A 19,866-nucleotide genomic window follows, 5' to 3' on the forward strand; every position below is an offset into this window, starting at 1 on the left:
CCCTGCCTAGCATCCCACAACGGATGCCCGGACTGTCTCTTGTCGCCGACACCACCCGATGCTCACCGGAGCCCGAGCGCACGTCGCTGCACGAGCTGCTCGACTTCGTCCTGGAGGGGGCGCGCAACACGCCTCCTCCTCTCGATGAAGCGGCGCTGCCGCTACGCGCCGAGACCGAGGCGCTGCCGCTCCTCTGCGACCTCGCCGAGGCCGCCGCGGAGCTCGCCGCCGGACGCCGCGCGCGCGCCGTCGTGCGCCTGTGCCTCGAGCCCGACCCCTGGGAGCTCGGGCTGGAGCGCGTCGGCCGCGATCTCCTCGTCACCGTCTTCCACGGCGGCGACGTGCCCGAGATCGCCCTGCACGAGCGGCGCTTCGATGGCGACGCCCTCTGCGCGCGCCTGCTCGCGGCCATGGACCGGCTCGCCCCGCCGAGGAGCGCGGCCCTGCGCCGCGACGCCGCCCTCGCCGACAACGACGCGGAGCACGGCGGGCTCGGCGAGCTCCGGCTCCCCACCGCGCGCAGGGCCCTCGCCGCCGCCCTCCCGTTCTCGTCCGACGATCCGGGCGGAGAGCCCGCGATCGTGGGCGTCGAGCCGACCGGCGAGATCCCGATCGTGATCGCGGCCGAGGCGCTCCTGCGCACGTCCCAGGGCGCGGCCGCGGCGCAGCCGGCCGTGCTCCGCGCCGACCTCTTCTCGCTCCTCTTCCGGGGCAAGGTCCGCGTGCTCGTGGGCGAGGAGGCGCGCGAGCTGCCCGACGTCTTCATCTTCCCCTTCGCCGAGCAGCTCGCGTCGCTCTCGCTCGAGTCGCTCGACGCGTGGGCGCGGCGGCAGCCGTACCACCGGCGGCTCACCGTCGGCGGCGCCATCCTCGGCGTGCGCCTGCACAGCGAGGGCGCGCTGTCGCTCACGCTCGGCGTGCCCCGCGCCGGCCGCCCCGGGTCCGCCGACCCCCGCGCGCTCGGCCCGGGCCGCGGCTCGGCCTTCGCGGCCGCCGAGGACCGCGCGCAGACCTGGACCTTCCCGGCCGTCGACGTCGCGGCGCTCGCCCAGGGCGTCGTCGCGTTCGGGCGGGCGCTCGCGCGCAGCCTCGTGCGCCGCGACCGCGGGCAGGCGTCGAACCTGCGCCTGTTCGAGTTCCGGGCGCGCGTGCGCGAGCTCGCCGAGCGGCTCCGCGAGCTGACGCGCAACGACGCGAAGATCAACGTCGCCCCGGAGACGTACCGCGCCTTCGCGGCGGCGGCGGCGCGCCCGCAGGCCGCGGCCGAGGACACCTTCGGGCGGACCCGCCTGCGCTTCACCGCGCGGTGGATCGCGGCGATCCCGTCGCTCGACCTGCGCGCCACCTTCCTCTGCGGCGACGTGCTCGTGGTGGGCTCGACGCGCGAGCTCACCTGCATCGACAGGCGCACCGGCGAGTGCCTGTGGCGCAAGCCGGCGCCGCGCGCGGTCTCGGTGATGACGCCGGTCGGCCTCGGCCGGCTGCTGCCCGACGGCACGCTGCAGCTCCACGAGCTCGCGAGCGGCGAGGTCGCCTGGTCGACGCGGCTCTCGCCGCGCGTCGGCGCGAACGCCTCGGGCGCGGTGGTGAGCGCGCCCGGGCTGCCCCGGATGCTCATCGTGAGCGAGGGGACGCGCCACCTCGCCGCGGTGGACCTCTACTCCGGCGAGGTGCGCTGGCGCTACGCCGCGCGCCGCGGCGAGAACTTCCGGCTGCGCCGCGCGGGCAAGCTCGTCGTTGTCGGCAGCGGCGAGCCGGCGCTCGCGGCGCTCGACGTGCTGAGCGGCGAGGTCGTCTGGCGCTTCTGCGACCGGCTCCCGTTCGCGTCGCCGGTGGCGGTCGATCACGACGCGCTCTTCGCCGTCGCGGGCGACGGCGCCTTCGTCGGCCGCGGCGGGGCGCGGCTGCACCACCTCGACCCGTGGTCCGGCGAGGCGCGGTGGACTGTCGATCTGCCGAAGCACGTCGCGCCTGTCGGCGCCCCGCTGCTCGGGCCCGAGACGGTGTGCGTGGTGACCCACGGGCGGCGCGGCACGGGGCTCGTGGGGCTCGACCGCCGCACCGGGGCGACGCGCTTCGACCTGACCGCGTGCGCGGCGACCGCCTCGTGCCTGATGGTCGACGACGTGGTCGTGGTGAACAGCGAGGCGGGCGAGATCGTCGGGGTCGGCGCGCACGACGGCGCGGTCCGGTACCGGCACGTCATCGCGGGCGGCGTCGAGGGCGACAGGCCGCGGCGCCTCGAGCCGGTGCTCCGCTCGGGCGCGCTGTTCGTGCCGCAGAACGAGGTGCACGTGGTCCGGCCGCGCGACGGCGCGCTGCTCGGCAAGGTGCCGACCGATCTCATCCCGGATCTCCTGCGCGTCGACGAGCGGTGCGACGTCTACGTCGCCGAGGAGAGCGGCCACCTCGCCGCCTTCGCCGCGGCCCCGCGGCTCAGCCTCGTCCAGTAGCGGGCCGCCCCGCCGCCGCGGCGGGTCCGCGCGCGAGGACGCCCGGCCTCGCCGCGCGGCCGCCGCCGGCGCGCGTCAGCGCGGCCGCCGTCGGGACGGCTTCCAGATGAGCTCGAGCGTCACGTCGGTCACGCCGTCCTTGATCAGCCCGATCCGCTCGGCGGCGCGGCGCGACAGATCGATGATCCTGCCGCGCTTGAACGGGCCGCGGTCGTTGATCCGCACGCGGACGCGGCGGCCGTCGCGGCGGATCACGTCGACCAGCGCGCCGAACGGGAGCGTCCTGTGCGCGGCCGTGAGCGCGCGGGGGTTGTAGCGCTCGCCGCTCGCTGTGGCGCGGCCGTTGAACTTGTCGGCGTAGTAGGTGGCGCGCCCGCGCTGGATCGGGACCCCCTTCTTCGCGTCGCGCGCGCTCGCGGGCGCCATCGGCGTGGAGACGCGGCCGTCGTCCTCGTCGTCGTCGTCGTCGCGGCCCCGCGGGGGCACCGGCGCGGTGCTCGGGGCGACGGTGCGCGCGATCGGCGCGTCGCCGCTCGTCCGGGGCGCGACAGGCTGGTGGGCGGAGCAGGCGGGGGTGCAGAAGAGGAAGAGGAAGGCGAGCGCCCTCCCCGCGACGAGGCGCCCCTGCGGCGTCATCACGTCGCCTCGGGCGCGGCGCGGTCGGCCGAGGAGGGGTCGAGGTCGGCCGCGGGCGGGGTGACCGCGGCGACGAGGGCCAGGGCGGCGGGCTCGAACCCCTCGCCGTCCGCGGACAGGGCCGCCTGGGCGCTGGCCTTGGACCGCACGAACCTGGCGAGCTCGCGGAACGGCACGCCGGTCGGGCAGATCCGCTCCTTCTCCGCGAGCACAGCTTCCGGCACGTGCGCGAGCGCGAGCGCCGCGGCGTCGAAGTCCGGCATGCTCCGCGAGGACGCGAGCACCACGGTCATGAGGCCGGGGTAGGCCCCGCCGGACGCGGCGATGCGCTCGGCCTCCCCGAGGTCGCAGCGCCCGCACGCGATGCAGCGGGAGAAGCCGGGCAGGGCCGCGCGCTCGGCGGGCGAGAGGGGCGGCAGGCGATCGGCGTCGTAGTTCTCGTGGAAGAGCGCAAGGCCGCTCGGGCCGTCGAAGAGACGGCGCACCGTGACCTTGAGGAACGACCACGCGAGGACCGCGAGGGCGAGGGCGCGACCGGAAAGCACGATCCGTCCATAGCCCGAAACAGGGCCGCGCGCAGAGCCGATGCGCGCGGCGCCGCCGGAGCGACGCCGCGCCAGGGAGCGTGGTTGGATCTTTTCACCCGGGTAGCGGGGGTCACCTCCCGGCGGCGACGCGCGCGGCGGCGCACCTCCCTCCCGCCGTGCCGCGCGCCCGCGGAGCGTCGCCGGGGCAGCCGGGCCCATCCCGAGCACGCGGTCCAGGATCGTCGTCGCGAGGCGTGAATGCCGGACGGGCGCCGCGCAACAGAGCCGCACAGGTTCTGCGAGATCCGCCCGCCAGCGGCGCCAGGCGCCCGCGCGGCGGGGTCCCGGTCGAGCACGGCCCCTGGGTTGTCGGCAGCATGCACTGATGTTCGCGGCGAAGCTCCCATCCTCCCAGCGAGGATGGGAGCGACGCACCACGCCCGGACAGCAGGGCGGCTGTCATCTCGTGTCCGCGAAGAAGCCTTGTGACCCCGCGCCGGCGCCGAGCAACAGACGCCGACACGCTCTCTGAAATTCACGCTCACGCCTCCGTCGATGTCACGCCCGCCGGCACCTCGACGGACACGACAGATCGTCTCGCCGGCGGCACGCGCCGGCGTCCCCTGCGAAAGAAACCATGCTCTCGACAGGGGTATCAGATTGAATATCCCGGCGACCGCGAGCAACGGAGGTCGACATGCACTTCGAGATACTCTCGCACGCCGCGCTCCACGTCCGGGCCGCCGGCGTCTCGCTCATCACCGATCCATGGCTCGTCGGAAGCACGTACTGGCGCTCGTGGTGGAACTACCCTCCTCCCAAGGAGGCTCTCGTCGACGCGCTCCGCCCCGATTTCATCTACCTGACCCACATCCACTGGGATCACTTCCAGGGGCCGTCGCTGCGCAAGCTCGGCAAGGGGACGCCGGTGATCATCCCGCGCGGCGTCTACGGCCGGATGAAGCGCGATCTCCTCGACATGGGGTTCAAGAACCTCATCGAGCTGGGCCACGGAGAGACGTTCCGCCTCGGCCGCGGCTTCGCCGCGACGAGCTATCATTTCGGGCCCTTCCTCGACAGCGCGCTCGTCGTGGAGGCGGAGGGGGTCACGCTCTTCAACGCCAACGACGCCAAGCTCATGGGCGCGCCGCTGAGGCAGATCCTCGCGCGCCACCCCCGCGTCGATTTCGTCTTCCGCAGCCACAGCTCGGCGAACGGCCGCCTCTGCTACGAGGTGGTCGACGCCCCCGGCGCGCCCGTCGACGACATCGAGGGCTACATCTCCGGGTTCGCGAGGTTCGTCAAGCGCACCGGCGCGCGCTACGCCGTCCCGTTCGCCAGCAACCATTGCTACCTCCACGAGGAGGTCTTCGCGCTCAACGGCACGATCCAGACGCCCAGGATGGTGGAGGACCACTTCCGCAAGCACGGGATCACGTCCCCGGCGCTCAAGGTGATGTTGCCGGGCGACTCGTGGTCGACGGACGCAGGGTTCTCGGTCTCGGCGGAGACGGCGCGCTACTTCGACGATCGAGAGGCCATGCTCGAGGGCTACCGCGACGAGAAGAAGCACAAGCTGGAGAAGTTCTACGCGCTCGAGGCGCGCACGCGCATCTCGAAGGAGGAGGTCGAGAAGTACTTCTCCCGCTTCTCGTCCGTGATCCCCGCCCTCGCCCGCCGCCTGTTCCGCGGCCTGCCGATCACGTACGTCCTGAAGGGCGCGGAGCGGTACGTCTTCGAGGTCGACCTGGAGCGAGGCACGGTCGAGCAGCTGCGCGAGCCGCGGGAGACGCCCGAGGGGCCTCTGGAGATCCACACCTCGGCGTTCATCCTGCGCCAGTGCATGGCGCTCGACCTGTTCTGCCACCTGCCCATCAGCAAGCGCGTGCGCTACCGGGTGAGCAAGAAGACGAAGCGGTACGTCCAGATCCTCAACTACCTCTTCAACCTGGTGGAGTACGAGTGGCTGCCGCTCGACCGCTCCCTGCGCCGACAGACGGCGAGCCGGCTGGCGCCCCGGTGGCGCGAGGGCCTGCTCATGGCGCACGTGCTGAAGGACGTGGCGCTCGGCCGCGGCCTCTCCGTGGAGCGCTACCTGTGACCGCCGCCGCCCCGCGAGGCCCCCCGGATAGCCGGCGCGGCGGTCGGCGATCCGCGCTCCGCGCCTCACGCCCGGTGCTCGGAGCGCAGTGAACCCTCGTTAACAGCGCTCGAGGTACGGTGACCGGCCCACGGCGGCACACCGCCGCAGAGCCGCCGTTCTCTCCCGCGCTGGCGGCGCTGGCACGCTGGGTGCACTCGTCCCCGGAATGTCCAACGACGTGCTTCTCTGCGGCAAGGAACGATCGGAAGACCTCGGCGATGTCGCCGAAGGGGCGCTGGTGAAGGAGATGATCGCGGGGAACGAGCGCGCCTGGCGCGCCTTCCACGCCCGGTACGATCGGCTCGTCCACCGGTGTATCGCCGGCGTGATCGCCCGCTTCTCCGCCGTGGTGGCGCAGGACGACATCCGCGACATCCACGCGACGCTGCTCATGCAGCTCCTCTCGAACGACATGCGCAAGCTGAGGACCTTCGACGAAGGCCGCGGCGCGCGGCTGAGCTCCTGGATCGGCACGCTCGCCGTCCACTGCGCCTACGACCACCTGCGCGGGGCCCGGCGCGCGCCGCGCTGCGCCCCGCTCGACGACGCGGCGGTCGAGCTCCCGTGCGAGCGCCCGTCGCCGCAGGACCACGCCGAGCGCCGCGAGCGCGCCGCGCTCGTGGGGCAGGTGCTCCACGACTTCTCCGACAAGGACCGCGAGTTCGTCGCGCTCTACTTCGGCGAGGGCCTGCCCCCGGAGCAGATCGCGGAGCGGATGCGGATCAGCGTGAAGACCGTCTACACGAAGCGGCACAAGATCCAGAGCCGCCTCGAGGCGATGCTGTCGGACGCGCGCCTCGCGGCGTGAGCCGCCCCGCGTCGAAGGGCCCGAAGAGGGCTCGGCGTCCGTCCGCCCTGTGGTATGAGCCGGAGAGGATGGCCCGTTCGCTTCGCACCTCCTCCGCCCTCCCGGCCGCGGTCGTCGTGACCGCCGCCCCGCTGCTCGCCGCGTGCGGCGGCGGCAACGGGGACGCCCCCTGGATCCCCCTCGCCGACGAGCGCGGCGGCGGCGCGCGCATCGCGGAGCTCGTGGGCGAGGCCGGGTGGCTCGACCCGGACGACGAGGACAGCGACCGCTGCGCCGTGCCGCCCGATCGCCGCGCCCACGTCACGGGCGCCACCCTCGTCGCCATCGACCGCTTCGACGAGACAGGCGAGGGCGCGCACGGCAACTACTACGTGCAGGACCTCGCCGACGAGCCGGTCGCCTACTCCGGCATCACGGTCTTCCAGCCCGCGTTCAGCCCGCCGGACCTGCGGCTCGTCCCCGGCGACGTTGTCGACCTGAGCGGCATGCTCACCGAGTTCCTCGGCCCCTCGTCCGGCCGGTTCGGCGACTGCCGCACCCTGCCCGAGATCGGCGGCACCATGAGCTTCCGCTTCGAGGACCGCCCCCCGAGGCCGATCCGCGTGCCGCTCGACGACCTGAAGCGCTACGCGTCCGCCCGCAGGTACATCGGCATGCTCGTGCGGGTCGAGGGCATCAAGATCGCCCGCGACCCCTCGAGCAGCGGCGGCCGCTACACCGCGTCGATCAACGTCGGCGCCGGCGTGCCCGCCGCCGACGTCCCGAGCCTGTCGAACGAGCTCTACGACCTCGAGGCCGAGGGGCCGCCCCTCGCGGCCGGCGCCACGTTCCGCTCCGTCACCGGCGTGCTCACCTATTTCTACGGCTTCAAGATCGCCCCGCGATGCCCGGCCGACTTCCAGGCCGAAGGCGCGCCGCTCCCGGTCGACGACGCATGCGCTCCCTGAGGCCCGCGCTCCCGCTCCCGCTCGTCCTGCTCGCGGCCTGCGCCGGCGCGACGCGCGGCGCCCCGCCGTCGCCGGGGCGCGCCCTCGTCTCGACGCCCGACGGCAGCGTCGGGCGCATCGAGGTGCGCCACCTCGACGCCCAGCCGCGGCTCACGCTCGTCTCGCGCGACGGCGACCCCGCGCCCGCGCTCGTCGCGTCGGTCGCGACCGATCTCGGCTCCGTCGCCACGACGGCGCTCGCCACCGTGGTCGAGGCGCGGCTTCTCGCCGCCGGCTTCGACGTGGACGCGCGCATCGACCGCAGCGCGTTCCGCGTGCGCCTGCTCGTCAAGGACGCGGCGCGCGTCGCGCCGTTCCTGCGCGCGCTCTCGGCGGCGTTCGCGCAGCCCATCGTCGCCGGCAGCCCGGAGGTCGCCCGCGCGATCGAGCGCGTGCAGGCGCTCCGCGCGAGCCCGCTCGACGCGCCGGAGCTCTCGGCGATCGCGGCGTGCACAGGCCGGCTGGGCCTCGCGGGCGCCGAGCCCGTGGTCGACCTGGAGACGCCCGCGGGCGTGCGCGAGCTCGAGGGGTGGCGGACCGCGGCGCTGCACGCCGGGCGCACCTCGATCGCCGCGGTCGGCCCCGCCGCGTTCTGCGCGGAGGCGGCGCGCGCGGCCGAGGGCGCGGGCGGCTGGCCCGCGGGCGGCCCGCCCGCGGACGCGTGGCCGGCGGCGGACACGATCGGCGTGTACGCGACGAACCAGATCGAGCGGCGCGCCGCGCGCGTCACGATCGCGGCGCGCGTCGCGAGCCCGCAGGCGGCGGTCGCCGCGGCCGAGCGGCTCGGCGCGCCGGGGTCGCCGCTGCGCGCGCGGCTCTCGGCGCTCCCCTCCCCGTTCCGCACCGTCGAGGTGCTCGGGGTCGCCCGCCCGCGCGGCGGCTGCGTGAGCGTGACCCTCGAGGCGTCCGGCCTGCCCGCGGCCCCGCCCGTCGAGACCTCGGCGGCGCTCGCGGCCGCGGTCGCGCGGCAGGAGATCCGCCGCGACCTCGCGGCGCCGCCGGGCCCCGCTGTCGTCACGCGGCAGATCCTCACCGCGCAGGACCCGCGCGAGGCCGGCGCGCGCGCCTCCTGGTGGGCGCTCTCGGGGAGCGCCCCGGGCGCGCCGCCGGAGCGGTGGGCGACGGCGCTCGGCGTCCCCCCGAGCGCCGAGCCGCCGCGGCCCGGGGGGCCCGGCGATGCCGGCGCGCGGGCCGCCTTCGAGGCCGAGCTCTCGCGCGCGCTCGCGGCGGGCGCGCAGCCGGCGCTGGAGCGGCGCGCCCTCGTCGAGCGCGGGCAGGGCGAGGTCTGGGTGCTGCTCGCGAGCCCGTGCGGCGTCGCAGAGGAAGGGCTGTACGACGCAGGCGCGACGGCGCTCGCCGCGCTCGCGGCCGTGCAGACGCGGCGGCGCGAGCTCGACGTGACGATCGAGCCCTGGGTCACGGCGGACGCCGTCGGGGTGATCGCGCACGCGCCGTTCCGGGACGATCGCGAAACCCCGGCCGAGCTCGGGCGCCGCGTGGCGAGCGCCGCCGCGCGCACGATCGCGGCGACGACCTTCGGCCCCGACGCGCTCACGCAGGCGCGCGCCGCGGCGCTCCAGCACCTGGAGCGCCTCTCCGGCGGGCGGGCCGCGGCGCTCGAGGCCTTCGCCTCCGCGATCGCGCCCGACCATCCGTCGTGGATCGAGCCGTTCGGCGTCTGGGACCGGGTGGCGAGCGGCGCGCTCGAGACGGTGCAGCTCCGCTGGCAGGCGCTCGCGACCGGCCCGCTCCGGCTCGCCGTCCTCGCCAACGCCGACGCCGCGCAGGCGGCCGCCGCCGCGGAGGCGGCCGAGCGCTGGCTCTCGCCGCGGCTCGCGCCGCGCACGTGCGGCTCACCGGACGGCGCTGTCGTGCCCCGGCCCGGTCACCACGACGCCCGCCTGCCGGCCGGGACGGCCCTGTCGCAAGCCGTCGTCGGCGCGCGGCTCCCGGCCGCGCGCGAGGCCACGGCGCGCGAGCTCGCCGAGCTCACGGTCGCCGCCCTCAACGGTGCCGACGGCCTGCTCGCGGCGGCGCTCGCCGCCCCGGCGACCGCGCCGGCACCTCCAGCGACCTCCCCGGCCTCTCCGGCAGCGCCAGCGACAGCGGCGAACCCGGCCCCGGCGGACGCCGCGACCTCGCGGCGGCAGCTCGCGGCGCGCGCGAGCGCCGGCCTCCTCGGCGGCACGCGCGCGGCGGCGCTCGCGGTGGAGATCCGGGCGCCGAGCGCCGAGCTCGGCGAGGCCTCGACCCGCGTGAAGGAGCTCCTCGCCGGCCTCGCGCAGCGCGTCACCGACGCCGATCTCGGCCGCGCCGAGGCCCTCGTCGCCCGGCGCGAGCGCGACGCGCTCGCGGAGCCCCGGCGCCGGCTCATCAACCTCTTCAGCGGCCGCGCCTCGCGCACGCCTCCGGCGAAGGCCACGCTCGCCGCGTGGCGCGCCTTCCTGGCGGGCGCGCTCGGCGCGGACGCGATCGTGACCGTGGAAGCCCGGCCCGACTGATCACTCCCCGCCGTCGAAGTCGCCGGCGTCCTCGATCCCGGCCGCCCGCTCGACGGGCGTCGCCTCGAGGCCCTCGTCCTCCGCGTCGCTGCCCGCGACCTCGTCCTCGTCCTCGTCGAGCGCGACCTCGTCCTCGTCCTCGTCCTCCTCGGGCTGGGTCAGCACGGGGAGGCGGCGCTTGCCGACCGGGCCCTCATCGATGTAGTCGCGGAGCGCCATCATGTCCTTCAGCGCCTCGAGCTTCGCGAGCGCCTTGACCTCGACCTGGCGGATGCGCTCCCGGGTCAGGTTCATGATCGCGCCCACGTCCTCCAGCGTCGTGCCGCCGCGATCGGCGACGTCGAGCGCGCACGTCTCGTTCATGTCCCAGACCTCTAGGTCGGGGAAGTTCAGCTTGATCGCGCCGGTCCTGGCCGACACGTCGAGATAGAGGTGGTGCTGGCACGAGACGTACGGGCACGGCCTCGGGCCGTCGACGCACTCGGCGCGCGTGCGCGGCTTGTAATAATCGGTCTCCGGATAGAGCATCCGGCCGATCTCCAGCTCGCGCTTGGTCATGCGCTTGACGCTGATCGTCCGCGCCCGGATCTCGCGCTTGCGCCGGGACCGGCGCTGCTCGCGCGTGATGGGGTTCCCGGGCGCCGCGGGGTCGACCTGGAGCGCGAGCGCCCCCTCCACGACTGGCTCGTTCGAGCCGGCCGGGTCGCACTCACCGCCCACCGCATCCGCACCGTCCAGGCCGAAGATCTCGAGCTCGCTGTCAGACACCGTCGCCATGCGCTGCCTCCGTTTGGTAGCGTCTCCGCTCTCAAGCGCGCGCGTTTCCTTCAACGTCCCGAGTCCCAGCTCGAGCGCGAAGGTCACCGCTCCCTGCCCGACGTAACGCCGGATGCCGTCCTTGAAAAATTACGACGAAACGAGCCGAAGCTCGTCCCGCCGATCGCACCAGTCCCAGGAGGGGCCGCGCTTGCGGCCCCCGTTCACATCAACGAAGACGAAGGTCCTGCGACTCGGCCCCTCACGATGAGGCCGCCTGTTTCGTGAGCCGCGCTTGCGCCATCAAGCGCTCTTCTATCAACGACAGCTTCGCGACGAGCTCCCTCGCGAGCGACTCCGCGCTCGCGAGGTCCTGGGCGATCGCCCTCCCGCTCGTCTCGCTCCGCCTATCCTTCGCGGCATCCCTGAGCGCATTGAAGACCTTGGTCATCGCGCGCTCGAGCTCCTCGATATCACCTCTCACGAACAGGAATTCACGCTGGATCTCTTCGATGGTGTAGTCCTGGGCCATCATCTCTTTGATGCGCTGAACCTGGCGGACTACCGTGGCCGGATACATCCCCTGCGAACCCTGATGCTTGCCCTTGCGCCCGACCCGCACGCTGCGCGGGAGCAGGCCGAGCTGCACGTACTTCCGGAGCGTCGCCTCGCTGAACTTGATTCCATGCGTTGCGAACAGCTCGAGGATATCGCTCGAGGTGATCCCCTGGGCGTGCTCGCGCTCAATGCGGTCCAGCACGTCCTCTGGGATCCTCTGCACCGGTCCTCCCATCGATTGCCGGAGGCCCTACCCAACCGACGCGGGCGACTCTATTCCACTGAATGGAATACAGTCAATTGACGCGACTACGATTATTGTGTGGCTGTCGTGGGACGCGGTGCTTTCCTGGGGTTCTTGACACGCCTCGGACATTTTTCGTCCGTCTGGGCCGCGACCCGATCCGCTCCGCACGTCGCGAAGTCGGGGGTGAGGCGGGAAAAACGCGGCGCCTGGGGCAAAGGGTGGGAGCGGTGGGGCGCCGGGCGCGCGGGGGAGCTCGGGGAGCGACATCTCCCTTACCGTGACACACATCGGTCAATTCAGACAAAAGGGCTGATAGTCTCGTCCCCACCATGGCCAAGGCCCTCGCCAGCGAGGGTCGGGGCGCGGCCCCGCCCGCCGCGCCCCGACCTGTCGAACGCGTCATCAGGGACGTCACCGCCCGGGGGGTCAGGATGCGGGTCCTGGTCGCCGGGGCCGGCAACGGCCCGGCGCTCCTGCTGATCCACAACTTCCTCGTCAGCCACCTGGAGTTCGACGACGTGATCGACGCGCTGGCGCAGCGCTTCCACGTCATCGCCCCGGACCTCCCGGGGTTCGGCGAGAGCGAGAAGCCGAGCCCGGCGCGGTACGCCTACGGGATCGAGACGTTCGCCGAGGCGGTGGCCGACCTCATCGCGGCCTTCGGCGTGGGCCGGGCGCACATCGTCGGCCACGCGATGGGCGCGGCGGTCGCGATCACGCTCGCGGCCGAGCACCCGGAGCTCGTCCAGCGGCTCGTCCTGGAGGACGCGCTCTGTTACCCGTTCCCGATGAGCTTCAAGATGAAGCTCCCGCTCCTGCCCATCGTGGGCGGCATCGTCTTCAAGCAGCTCCACGGCCGCGGGATGTTCCGGTCGTTCTTCCGCGACGAGATCTTCCGGGCGGACGCGGCGGTGCCGATGTCGCGCGTCGACCGGCACTACGACCTCTTCAACGCCCCCTCGGCGCGCGAGAGCGCCCACGCCGTCATGCGCGCGGTGCTCGACGCGCGCCCCGTCGTCGCGCGCCTCACCCGGGTCACGGCGCCGACGCTCGTCGTGTGGGGGCGCGACGACCGCATCTTCCCGGCGGCGAGCGCGCAGCGGCTGGCCCGCGAGATCTCGGGCGCGATGCTCGAGATCATGGACGCGGGGCACTCGCCCCACGAGGAGCGGCCGGAGGAGTTCGTCGCGCTCGTGACGCAGTTCCTCGAAGGGAAGCGGTGATGGAGCGCCCTGCCCGGCTCGCGCCCGCGGCCGGGGCGGCGCGGGCAGGCCGGCGCGCGGCGCGGGCGCTCCTCGGCGACGACGCGGCGGCGCGCCTGCTCGCGGACCGGTCGGCGCTGCTCGGCCTCGCGATCGTCGCGCTGCTCGCGCTGTTCGCCGCCGCGGGGCCGGCGGTCGTCGGCCACGACCCGGACGCGAGCGATTTCAGCCTGTCCCGCGACGCCTTCGGCGCGCCGCCCGGGCCGTCGGCCGCCCACTGGCTCGGGACGGACCCGCTGTTCCGCGACCTCCTCGCGCGCCTCGCGCACGGCGCGCGGCTCTCGCTCGGCATCGCGCTCGCGTCCACCGCGCTCGCCACGGGGCTCGGCGCCCTCGTCGGCGTCGCCGCCGGCATGGCCAGCGGCACGCGGGCGGGCGCCCTCGACGGCGCGCTCATGCGGCTCGTCGACGTGATCCTCGCCCTGCCGTACCTCCTGTTCGTGACCGCGATCGGCGTCGCCGTGGGGAGGGCCGACGCGGGGACGATCCTGCTCGTGCTCGGCCTCACGGGGTGGACCGGCGCGGCGCGGGTCGTCCGGGCCAGGACGCTGGAGCTCGCGCAGCGCGACTTCGTGGCCTCCGCGCGCGCGCTCGGCGCCGGGCCGCTGCACGTCGTCCGCCGGCACATCCTGCCCAACGTCGGCGGGACGCTGCTCGCGCTCGCGACGATCAGCGCCGGGCAGATGATCCTCGCGGAGGCGGCCCTGAGCTACCTGGGCGCCGGCGTGCAGCCGCCGACAGCGACCTGGGGCCGCATGCTGCACGAGGCGGAGCCGTACCTCGGGGTGAAGCCGCTCCTCGTCGCGGCGCCGGGCTTCGCCATCCTGCTCGCCGTGCTCGGCTTCCACCGCGCGAGCGAGGGGCTCCGCGACGCGCTCGATCCCGCCGGCGCCGAGCTGCCGCGCGGGCGGCGCCTGCCGGTCGACCTGCTCCTCGCGGGCGGGGCGCTGCTCCTGCTCTCGACCGGCTCGCCGAGCCGCGTGCGCCCGCCGCTCGGCAGCGAGGCGCCGCCGGGCGCGCCCGAGGCGCCCGTGCGCGGCGGGACGCTGCGCCTCGCGACCACCGTCAACGTCCGCACGCTCGATCCGGCGATCGCCTACGACGAGCTCTCGACAGCCGTCGCGGAGCTCGTCTTCTCCCGCCTGGTCACGTGGGACCGCGACGGGCAGATCGCGCCCGATCTCGCGCGCGCGATCGCGGTCGAGCGCGGCGGGCAGACGTACGTGTTCACGCTGCGCGAGGGCGTGCGGTTCCACGACGGCGCGGAGCTCCGCGCCGCGGACGTGAAGCGCTCGATCGAGCGGACGCTCCACCCGGGGACGCCGAGCCCGGGCGCGAGCGAGTACGACATGATCGAGGGGTTCGCCGCGTACCGGAGCGGCGCGGCGCCGCACCTCGCCGGGGTGCGGGTGCTCGGCGACCACGCCGTCGCCATCGATCTACGCGCGCCCGACGCGACGTTCCTGCCGCGCATGACGCTCGCGTTCATGGCGCCCGTGTGCCCCTCGTCCGGCGCCGTTGTCGACGCGGCGAGCCCTCCCCCGCCCTGCGGCGCCGGCCCGTTCCGCCTGGAGCGGTGGGACCAGGACGGCAGCATCGGGCTGGCCCGGCACGAGGGGTACTTCCGCCCGGGCCTGCCGTACCTCGACGGCATCGCGTGGCAGACCGGGGTGCGCGCGACGACGCAGCGCTACAAGTTCGAGGAGGGCGAGCTCGACTACCTGCGCGATCTGACGGCGATCGACGCGGCGACGTACCGCGCCGACCCGGCGTGGGCGGGGCGCTTGCGCTGGGTGACCCGGCACAGGACCAACGCGGTCTTCCTCAACACCGAGCTCGCGCCGTTCGACCGGCTCGCCGTCCGGCGCGCGGTCTCCTTCGCGCTCGACCCCTCCGTGCTCGAGAAGGTGCGCCCCGATCTCGTCGCCCTCGATCGGGTGCTGCCGCCGTCGATCCCGGGCCCCGCGCGCGACGAGCCGATGCGCCGGCACGACCTCTCGCGCGCCCTCGCGCAGATGGCCGCGGCCGGCTACCCGTACGACCCGGCGACCGGGAAGGGCGGTTATCCGGAGGCGATCGACTACATCGCGGTCCCGGATACCCTGGAGCAGGCGCTCGGCGAGATCTTCCAGCAGCAGCTCGCGCGGGTGGGCCTCCGCGTCCGCCTGCGCCTCGTGAGCTGGGCGACCTACCTCGCCGAGGTCTCGCGGCGCCGCAGCGCTCCCATGGGCTGGGTGGGTTGGCAGGCCGATTTCCCCGATCCGGCGAGCATCTTCGAGCCGACGCTCTCGTCGCGCGCCATCCGCGACGAGGGCTCGCAGAACTACGCCTTCTTCAGCAGCGAGGCGCTCGATCGCGCGCTCGACGCCGCCCACGCGGAGCAGGACCGCGCGCGTCGCCTCGCGCTCTACGATCAGGCCGAGCGCATCGTCCGCGATCTCGCGCCCTGGGTGCCCACGCACACGGCGCGCCTGATCGAGCTCTGGCACCCGTACCTGCGCGGCTACGAGGGCTCGGCCGTGATCCCGTCGCGCTTCCACGAGGTCTGGCTCGATCCGGCGGCGCGGCCCGCGGGCGGCGGCGGGCCGCGCGCGGACAGGTCGCGGCCCGGCGGGCCGCTGCGGGCGCTGCTCGCGCGCGCCGCCCTCCCGCGATGAGCGCCCCGCGACCGCGCCCCACCGCCGCGCCCCGCGCGGGCCGCGCCGCCGCGATGAGCGCCGCGCTCGCGCACCTGCTCCGGCGCCTCGCGTGGGCGGCGATCCTGATCGCCGGCGTCACCGCCGTCTCGTTCGGGATCGCGTACCTCCTGCCCGGAGACCCGGCGCGGATGCTCGTCGGCCCGCAGGCCTCGGCCGCGGATCTCGAGCGCGTCCGGGCGATCTACGCGCTGGATCGCCCGGTTCCCGTGCAGTTCGCGCGGTTCGTCCGCCGGCTCGTGCACCTCGGGCCCGCGGGGGGCGGCGACGGCGGCGGCGAGCGCCCGCGCGCGGATCCCGAGCACCGGAGCTGCGCGGCCGGGCCGCTCGGCGTGCACGTCGATCTCGGCTACAGCTTCCACTACCGCAAGCCGGTCGTGGATCTGCTGGAGGCGAAGGCGCCGCGCTCGGTGGAGCTCGCGCTGGCCGCCCTGCTGGTGCAGCTCGTGCTCGGGCTCGCGCTCGGGATCGTGGCGGCGGCCCGCCGCGGGACGGTCTGGGAGGACGCCGCGCTCGGCGCCACCCTGCTCGGCGCCAGCGCCCCGACCTTCGTGATCGGACCCGCGCTGCAGTACGTGCTCGCCCACGAGCTCCGGCTCCTGCCGTACGACGGGTACGGCGCCACGGCGGCCGATCACCTGCGCTCCCTCGCGCTGCCGGCGCTGACGCTCGGCCTGTTCGGCAGCGCCCTCTACGCGCGCATCGTCCGCGAGGAGCTCAGGACGCTGCTGCGCCAGGACTTCATCCGGACCGCGCGGGCGAAGGGCGCCTCTCGGCTGCGCGCGCTCGTCGTCCACGCGCTGCGCAACGCGCTCTTGCCGCTCGCCACGCTCGCCGCGCTCGACTTCGGCGCGCTGGCGGGCGGCGCGATCGTGACGGAGAAGCTCTTCCGGTGGCCCGGCGTCGGGAGCATGGCCGTCGAGGCGCTGCAGAACCGGGACGGCCCGCTCATCGTCGGCACGGTGCTCTTCGCCTCGGCCGCCATCGTGCTCGCCACCCTGGCGCTCGACCTCGCGGCGCTCGCCCTCGATCCCCGGCTCAGATCGCGGCCGCGCTGAGCGCGGCGGTCGCGATCGGGCCGATCGCGACCGCCGATCCGCGCGCTCAGGGCATGCCGGCGAGCGCGCGGCACTCGGCGCCGAGCGGGGAGTCCGCCGAGGACAGCTCGGCGCACTTGCGGAACGACGCGCGCCCGCCGCGGCCGGCGGCCTGCTCCGCGGCGCCGCGGAGGTGCCACGCCGTGGCGCTCCCCGGGGAGGCGGCCGTGAGCTGCTGGGCGAGCTGCACCGCCTTGCCTGTCTGCCCGGACTCCAGCGCGCGCATCACGCGGGCCGAGAGGGGCCCGCCCTCCTCGTCCGGCGCGGCGGGCGCCGGCGCCGGCGGCGCCGATCGAGGCGCCTCCCGGGGCGCAGGCGAGGCCTGCCCCGTCGTCGCCGGAGCGGCCGTCTGCGCCGTCGGAGCGGCGGGGCTCGTCGCCGCCGCTCCGGCCTGTGCGCTCGCCGCGGGCTCGATCGGCTGGCCGGCCGAGGGATCGGTCGTGCCTGCGGTGGAGGGCCCGGGCGTGACGGCGCCTGTCGGGTCCCCTTCGGGTTCCGACGCGGCGGGAGGCGTCGGGGTCGCCGCGGTCGGGCTCTGGTCCTCGCCCTGGAGCGACGGGTCGACAGGCGCGGAAGGCGCGGACGGCGCGGGGTGCCGGTCCTGGCTCATCAGCCACACGCCGGCGGCCCCGATCGCCAGCGCGGTGATCAGGCCGGCGACGATCCGTGCGACGCGCGCCCGGCGCGCCTCCTGGCGCGGCGCCCAGAGGGTGGCCTCCACCGCGCCGGCGGTCGTGTCGGCGTCCTCGGCGGTCGACGACGGCTCGCGCGGCGCCAGCCGCTCCGGCGGGTCCTGCCCGGCGCGGAGGAAGAAGCGCTCGCTCTCGCTGAGCGGCTCGCCCTCGCTCGGGGGCGCGTCCTCCGGCGCCGCCGCGACGCTCGCCGGCGGCGCGTCGCCGGCCGGCGCGTCGCCGGCCGGCGCGTCGTCCGGCGCCGCCGCGGCGACCTCGGGCGAGCGCGCCTCCATGGCCGTCGCTTCGCCAGGCGACGGCGCCTGCGCGGGCTGCGCGTCGCGCGGGACGACGACGGCCGGCGGCGCGTCGCTCGGCGGGCGGGGCCGCAGCGTGGGGCTCGCCGACGCCGCCGCGGCGTGCTCCTCCCCGGCGGCCGGCGCCGCCGCTGCCTCGGGCGACGGCGCCACGGCCGGACGGGGCGGCAGCCCTGCAGGCAGAGGCGGCGGCAGGCCTGCGGGCGGCGGCGGAGGCAGCCCTGCGGCCGAAAGCGGCAGCCCTGCGGGCGGAAGCGGCGGCAACCCCGCGAGCGGAAACGACGGGGGCGCGGGCGCCCGGAAGGACGCGGGCGCCCGGGAGGACGCGGGCGGCTCGGGGGGCCAGGACCGGAAGCGCTTCTCGAAAGGGCTCGAGGCCGGGGGCCTGTCGCTCGGGGTGTGCTGCTTCTGCGCGAAGCTGCGCGGCGTCACCAGCGGTCGCGTGAGCGGGGCCTCATCGCTGCTGGCGAGCGTTGTGTCCTTGTCGATCTCCACCGTCGCCCCAACGCGCCCCCAGACGGCCTCGACGGCCGCCGCGGCGCTCCGCGGCGGTTCCGACGGCGGCCGGCCGCCCTCCGCGCCTGGCCGCCCCGCGGCGGCCGATGCGGCGCCTCGCGGCGGTTCCGACGACGCGCGGCCCCTCGCCGCGCCGGGCCGCCCCGCAGCGGCCGACGCGGCGCCTCGCGGCGGTTCCGAGAGCGCGCGGCCCCCCGCCGCGCCAGGCCGCGACGCGGCGCCTCGCGGCGGCTCCGACGGCACGCGGCCCCCCGCCGCGCCAGACGCAACGCTGCGCGGCGGCTCCGACGGTGCCCGGCCGCCCTCCGCGCCTGGCCGCCCCGCGGCCATCATGCCGCCCGAGCGACCGACCGCCCCGTGGACCGCGCTGCGGGCCGTCACCGGGCGCCCGGACGACTCCGCGTCGGGGTCCGCCGCCTGCTGCGCGAGCAGCTCCAGCCCGGACCGGGAGCGCGGGAGCAGCGCGGGCGATGCCCGGTTCGAGAGCGGCGCCGGCACCACGGCGGCGTCCTCGAGGTCGTCGGCGCCGGCGTGGCCCGGGCCCCCCTCGGGGTGGTGGGAGCGCCGCGCGCTCGACGGCGACGAGAGCGGCGAGAACTCGTCATGGAACGCCGCATCCGGCTCGCTCGGCACGACGTCGTCGGGCGGCAGCGCGGCGGCCGGGACCAGCAGCCCCTCGAAGTAGAGCTTCGAGATGGTCGAGAGCGTCGACAGATCCTCGAACGGCGACGCGTCGACCACCTGCATCAGCGTCCGCTTGCCGTCGAACAGGCGCAGGATCCCGTTCAGCTCGTCGGGGATCTCGTTCAGCCGCTCCAGCAGCTCCTCGCTGTCGACCTCGAACACTGTGGAGAGCGACGGCAGCGCCTCGAGGAGCCGGCCCCACTCGTCGACCCGGCGCATGCCCTCCATCAGCAGGCCCTGGGTCGACGTCTCGATCACGTCGGGGTTGTCGACCTTGCAGAACTCGACCTCGAACGTCCCCTCGTTCCACAGGAGCGCGCGGTAGACGGCCTCCTCGCCGCAGAGCCGGCCGAGCGTCGCGTCGACGACCTTGCCCTCGCGGAAGTAGACCTGCGCCTCGTTGTCCCCGTGCGAGAGGTGCACGATCCCGCTCTTCCGGCTCACCTCGAACGTCTGCAGGAGATCGACGACGTTCATGTCGAGGATCGAGCCCGAGAACCGGGTCCGCCCGGTGGTCGAGAAGTGGCGCGTCGTGATCCCCTCGCGCGTCCGCCGCGCGAGGAGCAGCGTCACCCGCGCGATGAGCTCGCGCACGAAGATCGGCTTCGTCAGGTAGTCCTCGACGCCGAGCTCGAGGCCGCGGATCTTGTCCTCGATGGACCGCTGGCTCGTGAGGAAGACGACCGGGATCGCGGCCCAGTCGGCGTGCTCCTTCATCTTGCGGACGAGCGCGTAGCCGTCCACGTGCGGCAGGCGCGTGTCGCTGAGGACCAGGTCCGGCGTGGAGACCTCCAGCTTCGCGAGGGCGTCCGCTCCGTCCTTCGCGGTGGTCACGCTGTAACCGGCCTTCTTCAGGCTGACCTCGAGGACCCGAACGCTGCGTGGATCCGCGTCGACCAGGAGGAGCTGTTGCTTGGCCACTAGAGGTTTCCGCCCTCGCGAAGGATGGCGAGCCCGAGCGGACGCTGTCAAGCGTCAGCCCCGAGCGTCGCCGCTGCCGTCGATCGC

At 75.2% G+C, this 19,866-nt stretch carries 13 protein-coding genes; 8 read left to right on the forward strand and 5 right to left on the reverse strand.

Features of this window, described 5'->3' with window-relative positions:
- The first annotated feature begins 23 nt into the window (after positions 1–23).
- Positions 24–2,453, forward strand: coding sequence for a PQQ-binding-like beta-propeller repeat protein (locus WMF42_RS18320; protein ID WP_437693357.1), 2,430 nt, complete (start codon positions 24–26; stop codon positions 2,451–2,453).
- Between the two features lie 75 nt (positions 2,454–2,528).
- Here WMF42_RS18320 and WMF42_RS18325 read toward each other — a convergent pair whose 3' ends face one another.
- Complete coding sequence (locus tag WMF42_RS18325; RefSeq protein ID WP_434048070.1) at positions 2,529–3,089, reverse strand: septal ring lytic transglycosylase RlpA family protein; 561 nt, start codon at positions 3,087–3,089, stop codon at positions 2,529–2,531.
- Positions 3,089–3,634, reverse strand: a complete 546-nt coding sequence (locus WMF42_RS18330) for a hypothetical protein (protein ID WP_437693358.1) — start codon at positions 3,632–3,634, stop codon at positions 3,089–3,091. Before WMF42_RS18330 ends, WMF42_RS18325 begins: the two co-directional genes overlap by 1 nt.
- 679 nt (positions 3,635–4,313) lie before the next feature.
- Between WMF42_RS18330 and WMF42_RS18335 the strand changes: the two genes are divergently transcribed.
- The 4 genes from WMF42_RS18335 to WMF42_RS18350 all read left to right on the forward strand — a co-directional run bounded on the left by WMF42_RS18335 (position 4,314) and on the right by WMF42_RS18350 (position 10,054).
- On the forward strand, positions 4,314–5,717 hold the full coding sequence (locus WMF42_RS18335; RefSeq protein ID WP_437693359.1) for an MBL fold metallo-hydrolase: 1,404 nt from the start codon (positions 4,314–4,316) through the stop codon (positions 5,715–5,717).
- Positions 5,718–5,925: 208 nt separating this feature from the next.
- Positions 5,926–6,567: an RNA polymerase sigma factor gene (locus WMF42_RS18340; protein ID WP_061612599.1), complete on the forward strand. Its 642-nt coding sequence runs from the start codon at positions 5,926–5,928 to the stop codon at positions 6,565–6,567.
- A 68-nt stretch (positions 6,568–6,635) separates the two neighbouring features.
- Entirely contained in the window at positions 6,636–7,514 is an 879-nt protein-coding gene (locus WMF42_RS18345) for a hypothetical protein (RefSeq protein WP_437693360.1), read from the forward strand.
- Positions 7,502–10,054 (forward strand): hypothetical protein, encoded by a 2,553-nt coding sequence (locus WMF42_RS18350; RefSeq protein ID WP_437693361.1) that lies wholly within the window; start codon positions 7,502–7,504, stop codon positions 10,052–10,054. The genes WMF42_RS18345 and WMF42_RS18350 overlap by 13 nt, the downstream gene beginning before the upstream one ends.
- Here WMF42_RS18350 and WMF42_RS18355 read toward each other — a convergent pair whose 3' ends face one another.
- Both WMF42_RS18355 and WMF42_RS18360 read right to left on the reverse strand, forming a co-directional pair.
- The gene (locus WMF42_RS18355) at positions 10,055–10,831 is read right to left on the reverse strand and encodes a sigma factor-like helix-turn-helix DNA-binding protein (RefSeq protein ID WP_437693362.1); all 777 of its coding nucleotides are present in this window, start codon (positions 10,829–10,831) and stop codon (positions 10,055–10,057) included.
- A gap of 241 nt (positions 10,832–11,072) precedes the next feature.
- Positions 11,073–11,603, reverse strand: a complete 531-nt coding sequence (locus WMF42_RS18360) for a MerR family transcriptional regulator (protein ID WP_437693363.1) — start codon at positions 11,601–11,603, stop codon at positions 11,073–11,075.
- A gap of 341 nt (positions 11,604–11,944) precedes the next feature.
- Here WMF42_RS18360 and WMF42_RS18365 point away from each other — a divergent pair, with 341 nt between their 5' ends.
- From WMF42_RS18365 to WMF42_RS18375, 3 genes are read left to right on the forward strand one after another with little or no spacing between them, the layout of a single operon-like run.
- On the forward strand, positions 11,945–12,838 hold the full coding sequence (locus WMF42_RS18365; RefSeq protein WP_061611224.1) for an alpha/beta fold hydrolase: 894 nt from the start codon (positions 11,945–11,947) through the stop codon (positions 12,836–12,838).
- The gene (locus WMF42_RS18370) at positions 12,838–15,534 is read left to right on the forward strand and encodes an ABC transporter substrate-binding protein (protein ID WP_437693364.1); all 2,697 of its coding nucleotides are present in this window, start codon (positions 12,838–12,840) and stop codon (positions 15,532–15,534) included. The genes WMF42_RS18365 and WMF42_RS18370 overlap by 1 nt, the downstream gene beginning before the upstream one ends.
- Positions 15,531–16,631 carry an ABC transporter permease gene (locus WMF42_RS18375; protein ID WP_437693365.1) on the forward strand — a complete coding sequence of 367 codons (1,101 nt, stop codon included), beginning with the start codon at positions 15,531–15,533 and terminating at the stop codon, positions 16,629–16,631. Before WMF42_RS18370 ends, WMF42_RS18375 begins: the two co-directional genes overlap by 4 nt.
- Before the next feature lie 46 nt (positions 16,632–16,677).
- Here the strand turns inward: WMF42_RS18375 and WMF42_RS18380 are convergent, their stop codons facing one another.
- Positions 16,678–19,779, reverse strand: coding sequence for a response regulator (locus WMF42_RS18380; RefSeq protein ID WP_437693366.1), 3,102 nt, complete (start codon positions 19,777–19,779; stop codon positions 16,678–16,680).
- Positions 19,780–19,866 lie beyond the last annotated feature (87 nt).

Source organism: Sorangium sp. So ce176, from assembly GCF_051519835.1.
Classification (GTDB): Bacteria; Myxococcota_A; Polyangia; order Polyangiales; family Polyangiaceae; genus Sorangium; species Sorangium cellulosum_G.

Excerpts from the sequence above, each read along its gene's own strand:
- WMF42_RS18320 (WP_437693357.1), top strand. The coding sequence starts at position 24 with ATGCCCGGACTGTCTCTTGTCGCCGACACCACCCGATGCTCACCGGAG.
- WMF42_RS18325 (WP_434048070.1), bottom strand. The coding sequence starts at position 3,089 with ATGACGCCGCAGGGGCGCCTCGTCGCGGGGAGGGCGCTCGCCTTCCTC.
- WMF42_RS18335 (WP_437693359.1), top strand. The coding sequence starts at position 4,314 with ATGCACTTCGAGATACTCTCGCACGCCGCGCTCCACGTCCGGGCCGCC.
- WMF42_RS18340 (WP_061612599.1), top strand. The coding sequence starts at position 5,926 with ATGTCCAACGACGTGCTTCTCTGCGGCAAGGAACGATCGGAAGACCTC.
- WMF42_RS18345 (WP_437693360.1), top strand. The coding sequence starts at position 6,636 with ATGGCCCGTTCGCTTCGCACCTCCTCCGCCCTCCCGGCCGCGGTCGTC.
- WMF42_RS18350 (WP_437693361.1), top strand. The coding sequence starts at position 7,502 with ATGCGCTCCCTGAGGCCCGCGCTCCCGCTCCCGCTCGTCCTGCTCGCG.
- WMF42_RS18355 (WP_437693362.1), bottom strand. The coding sequence starts at position 10,831 with ATGGCGACGGTGTCTGACAGCGAGCTCGAGATCTTCGGCCTGGACGGT.
- WMF42_RS18360 (WP_437693363.1), bottom strand. The coding sequence starts at position 11,603 with ATGGGAGGACCGGTGCAGAGGATCCCAGAGGACGTGCTGGACCGCATT.
- WMF42_RS18365 (WP_061611224.1), top strand. The coding sequence starts at position 11,945 with ATGGCCAAGGCCCTCGCCAGCGAGGGTCGGGGCGCGGCCCCGCCCGCC.
- WMF42_RS18370 (WP_437693364.1), top strand. The coding sequence starts at position 12,838 with ATGGAGCGCCCTGCCCGGCTCGCGCCCGCGGCCGGGGCGGCGCGGGCA.
- WMF42_RS18375 (WP_437693365.1), top strand. The coding sequence starts at position 15,531 with ATGAGCGCCCCGCGACCGCGCCCCACCGCCGCGCCCCGCGCGGGCCGC.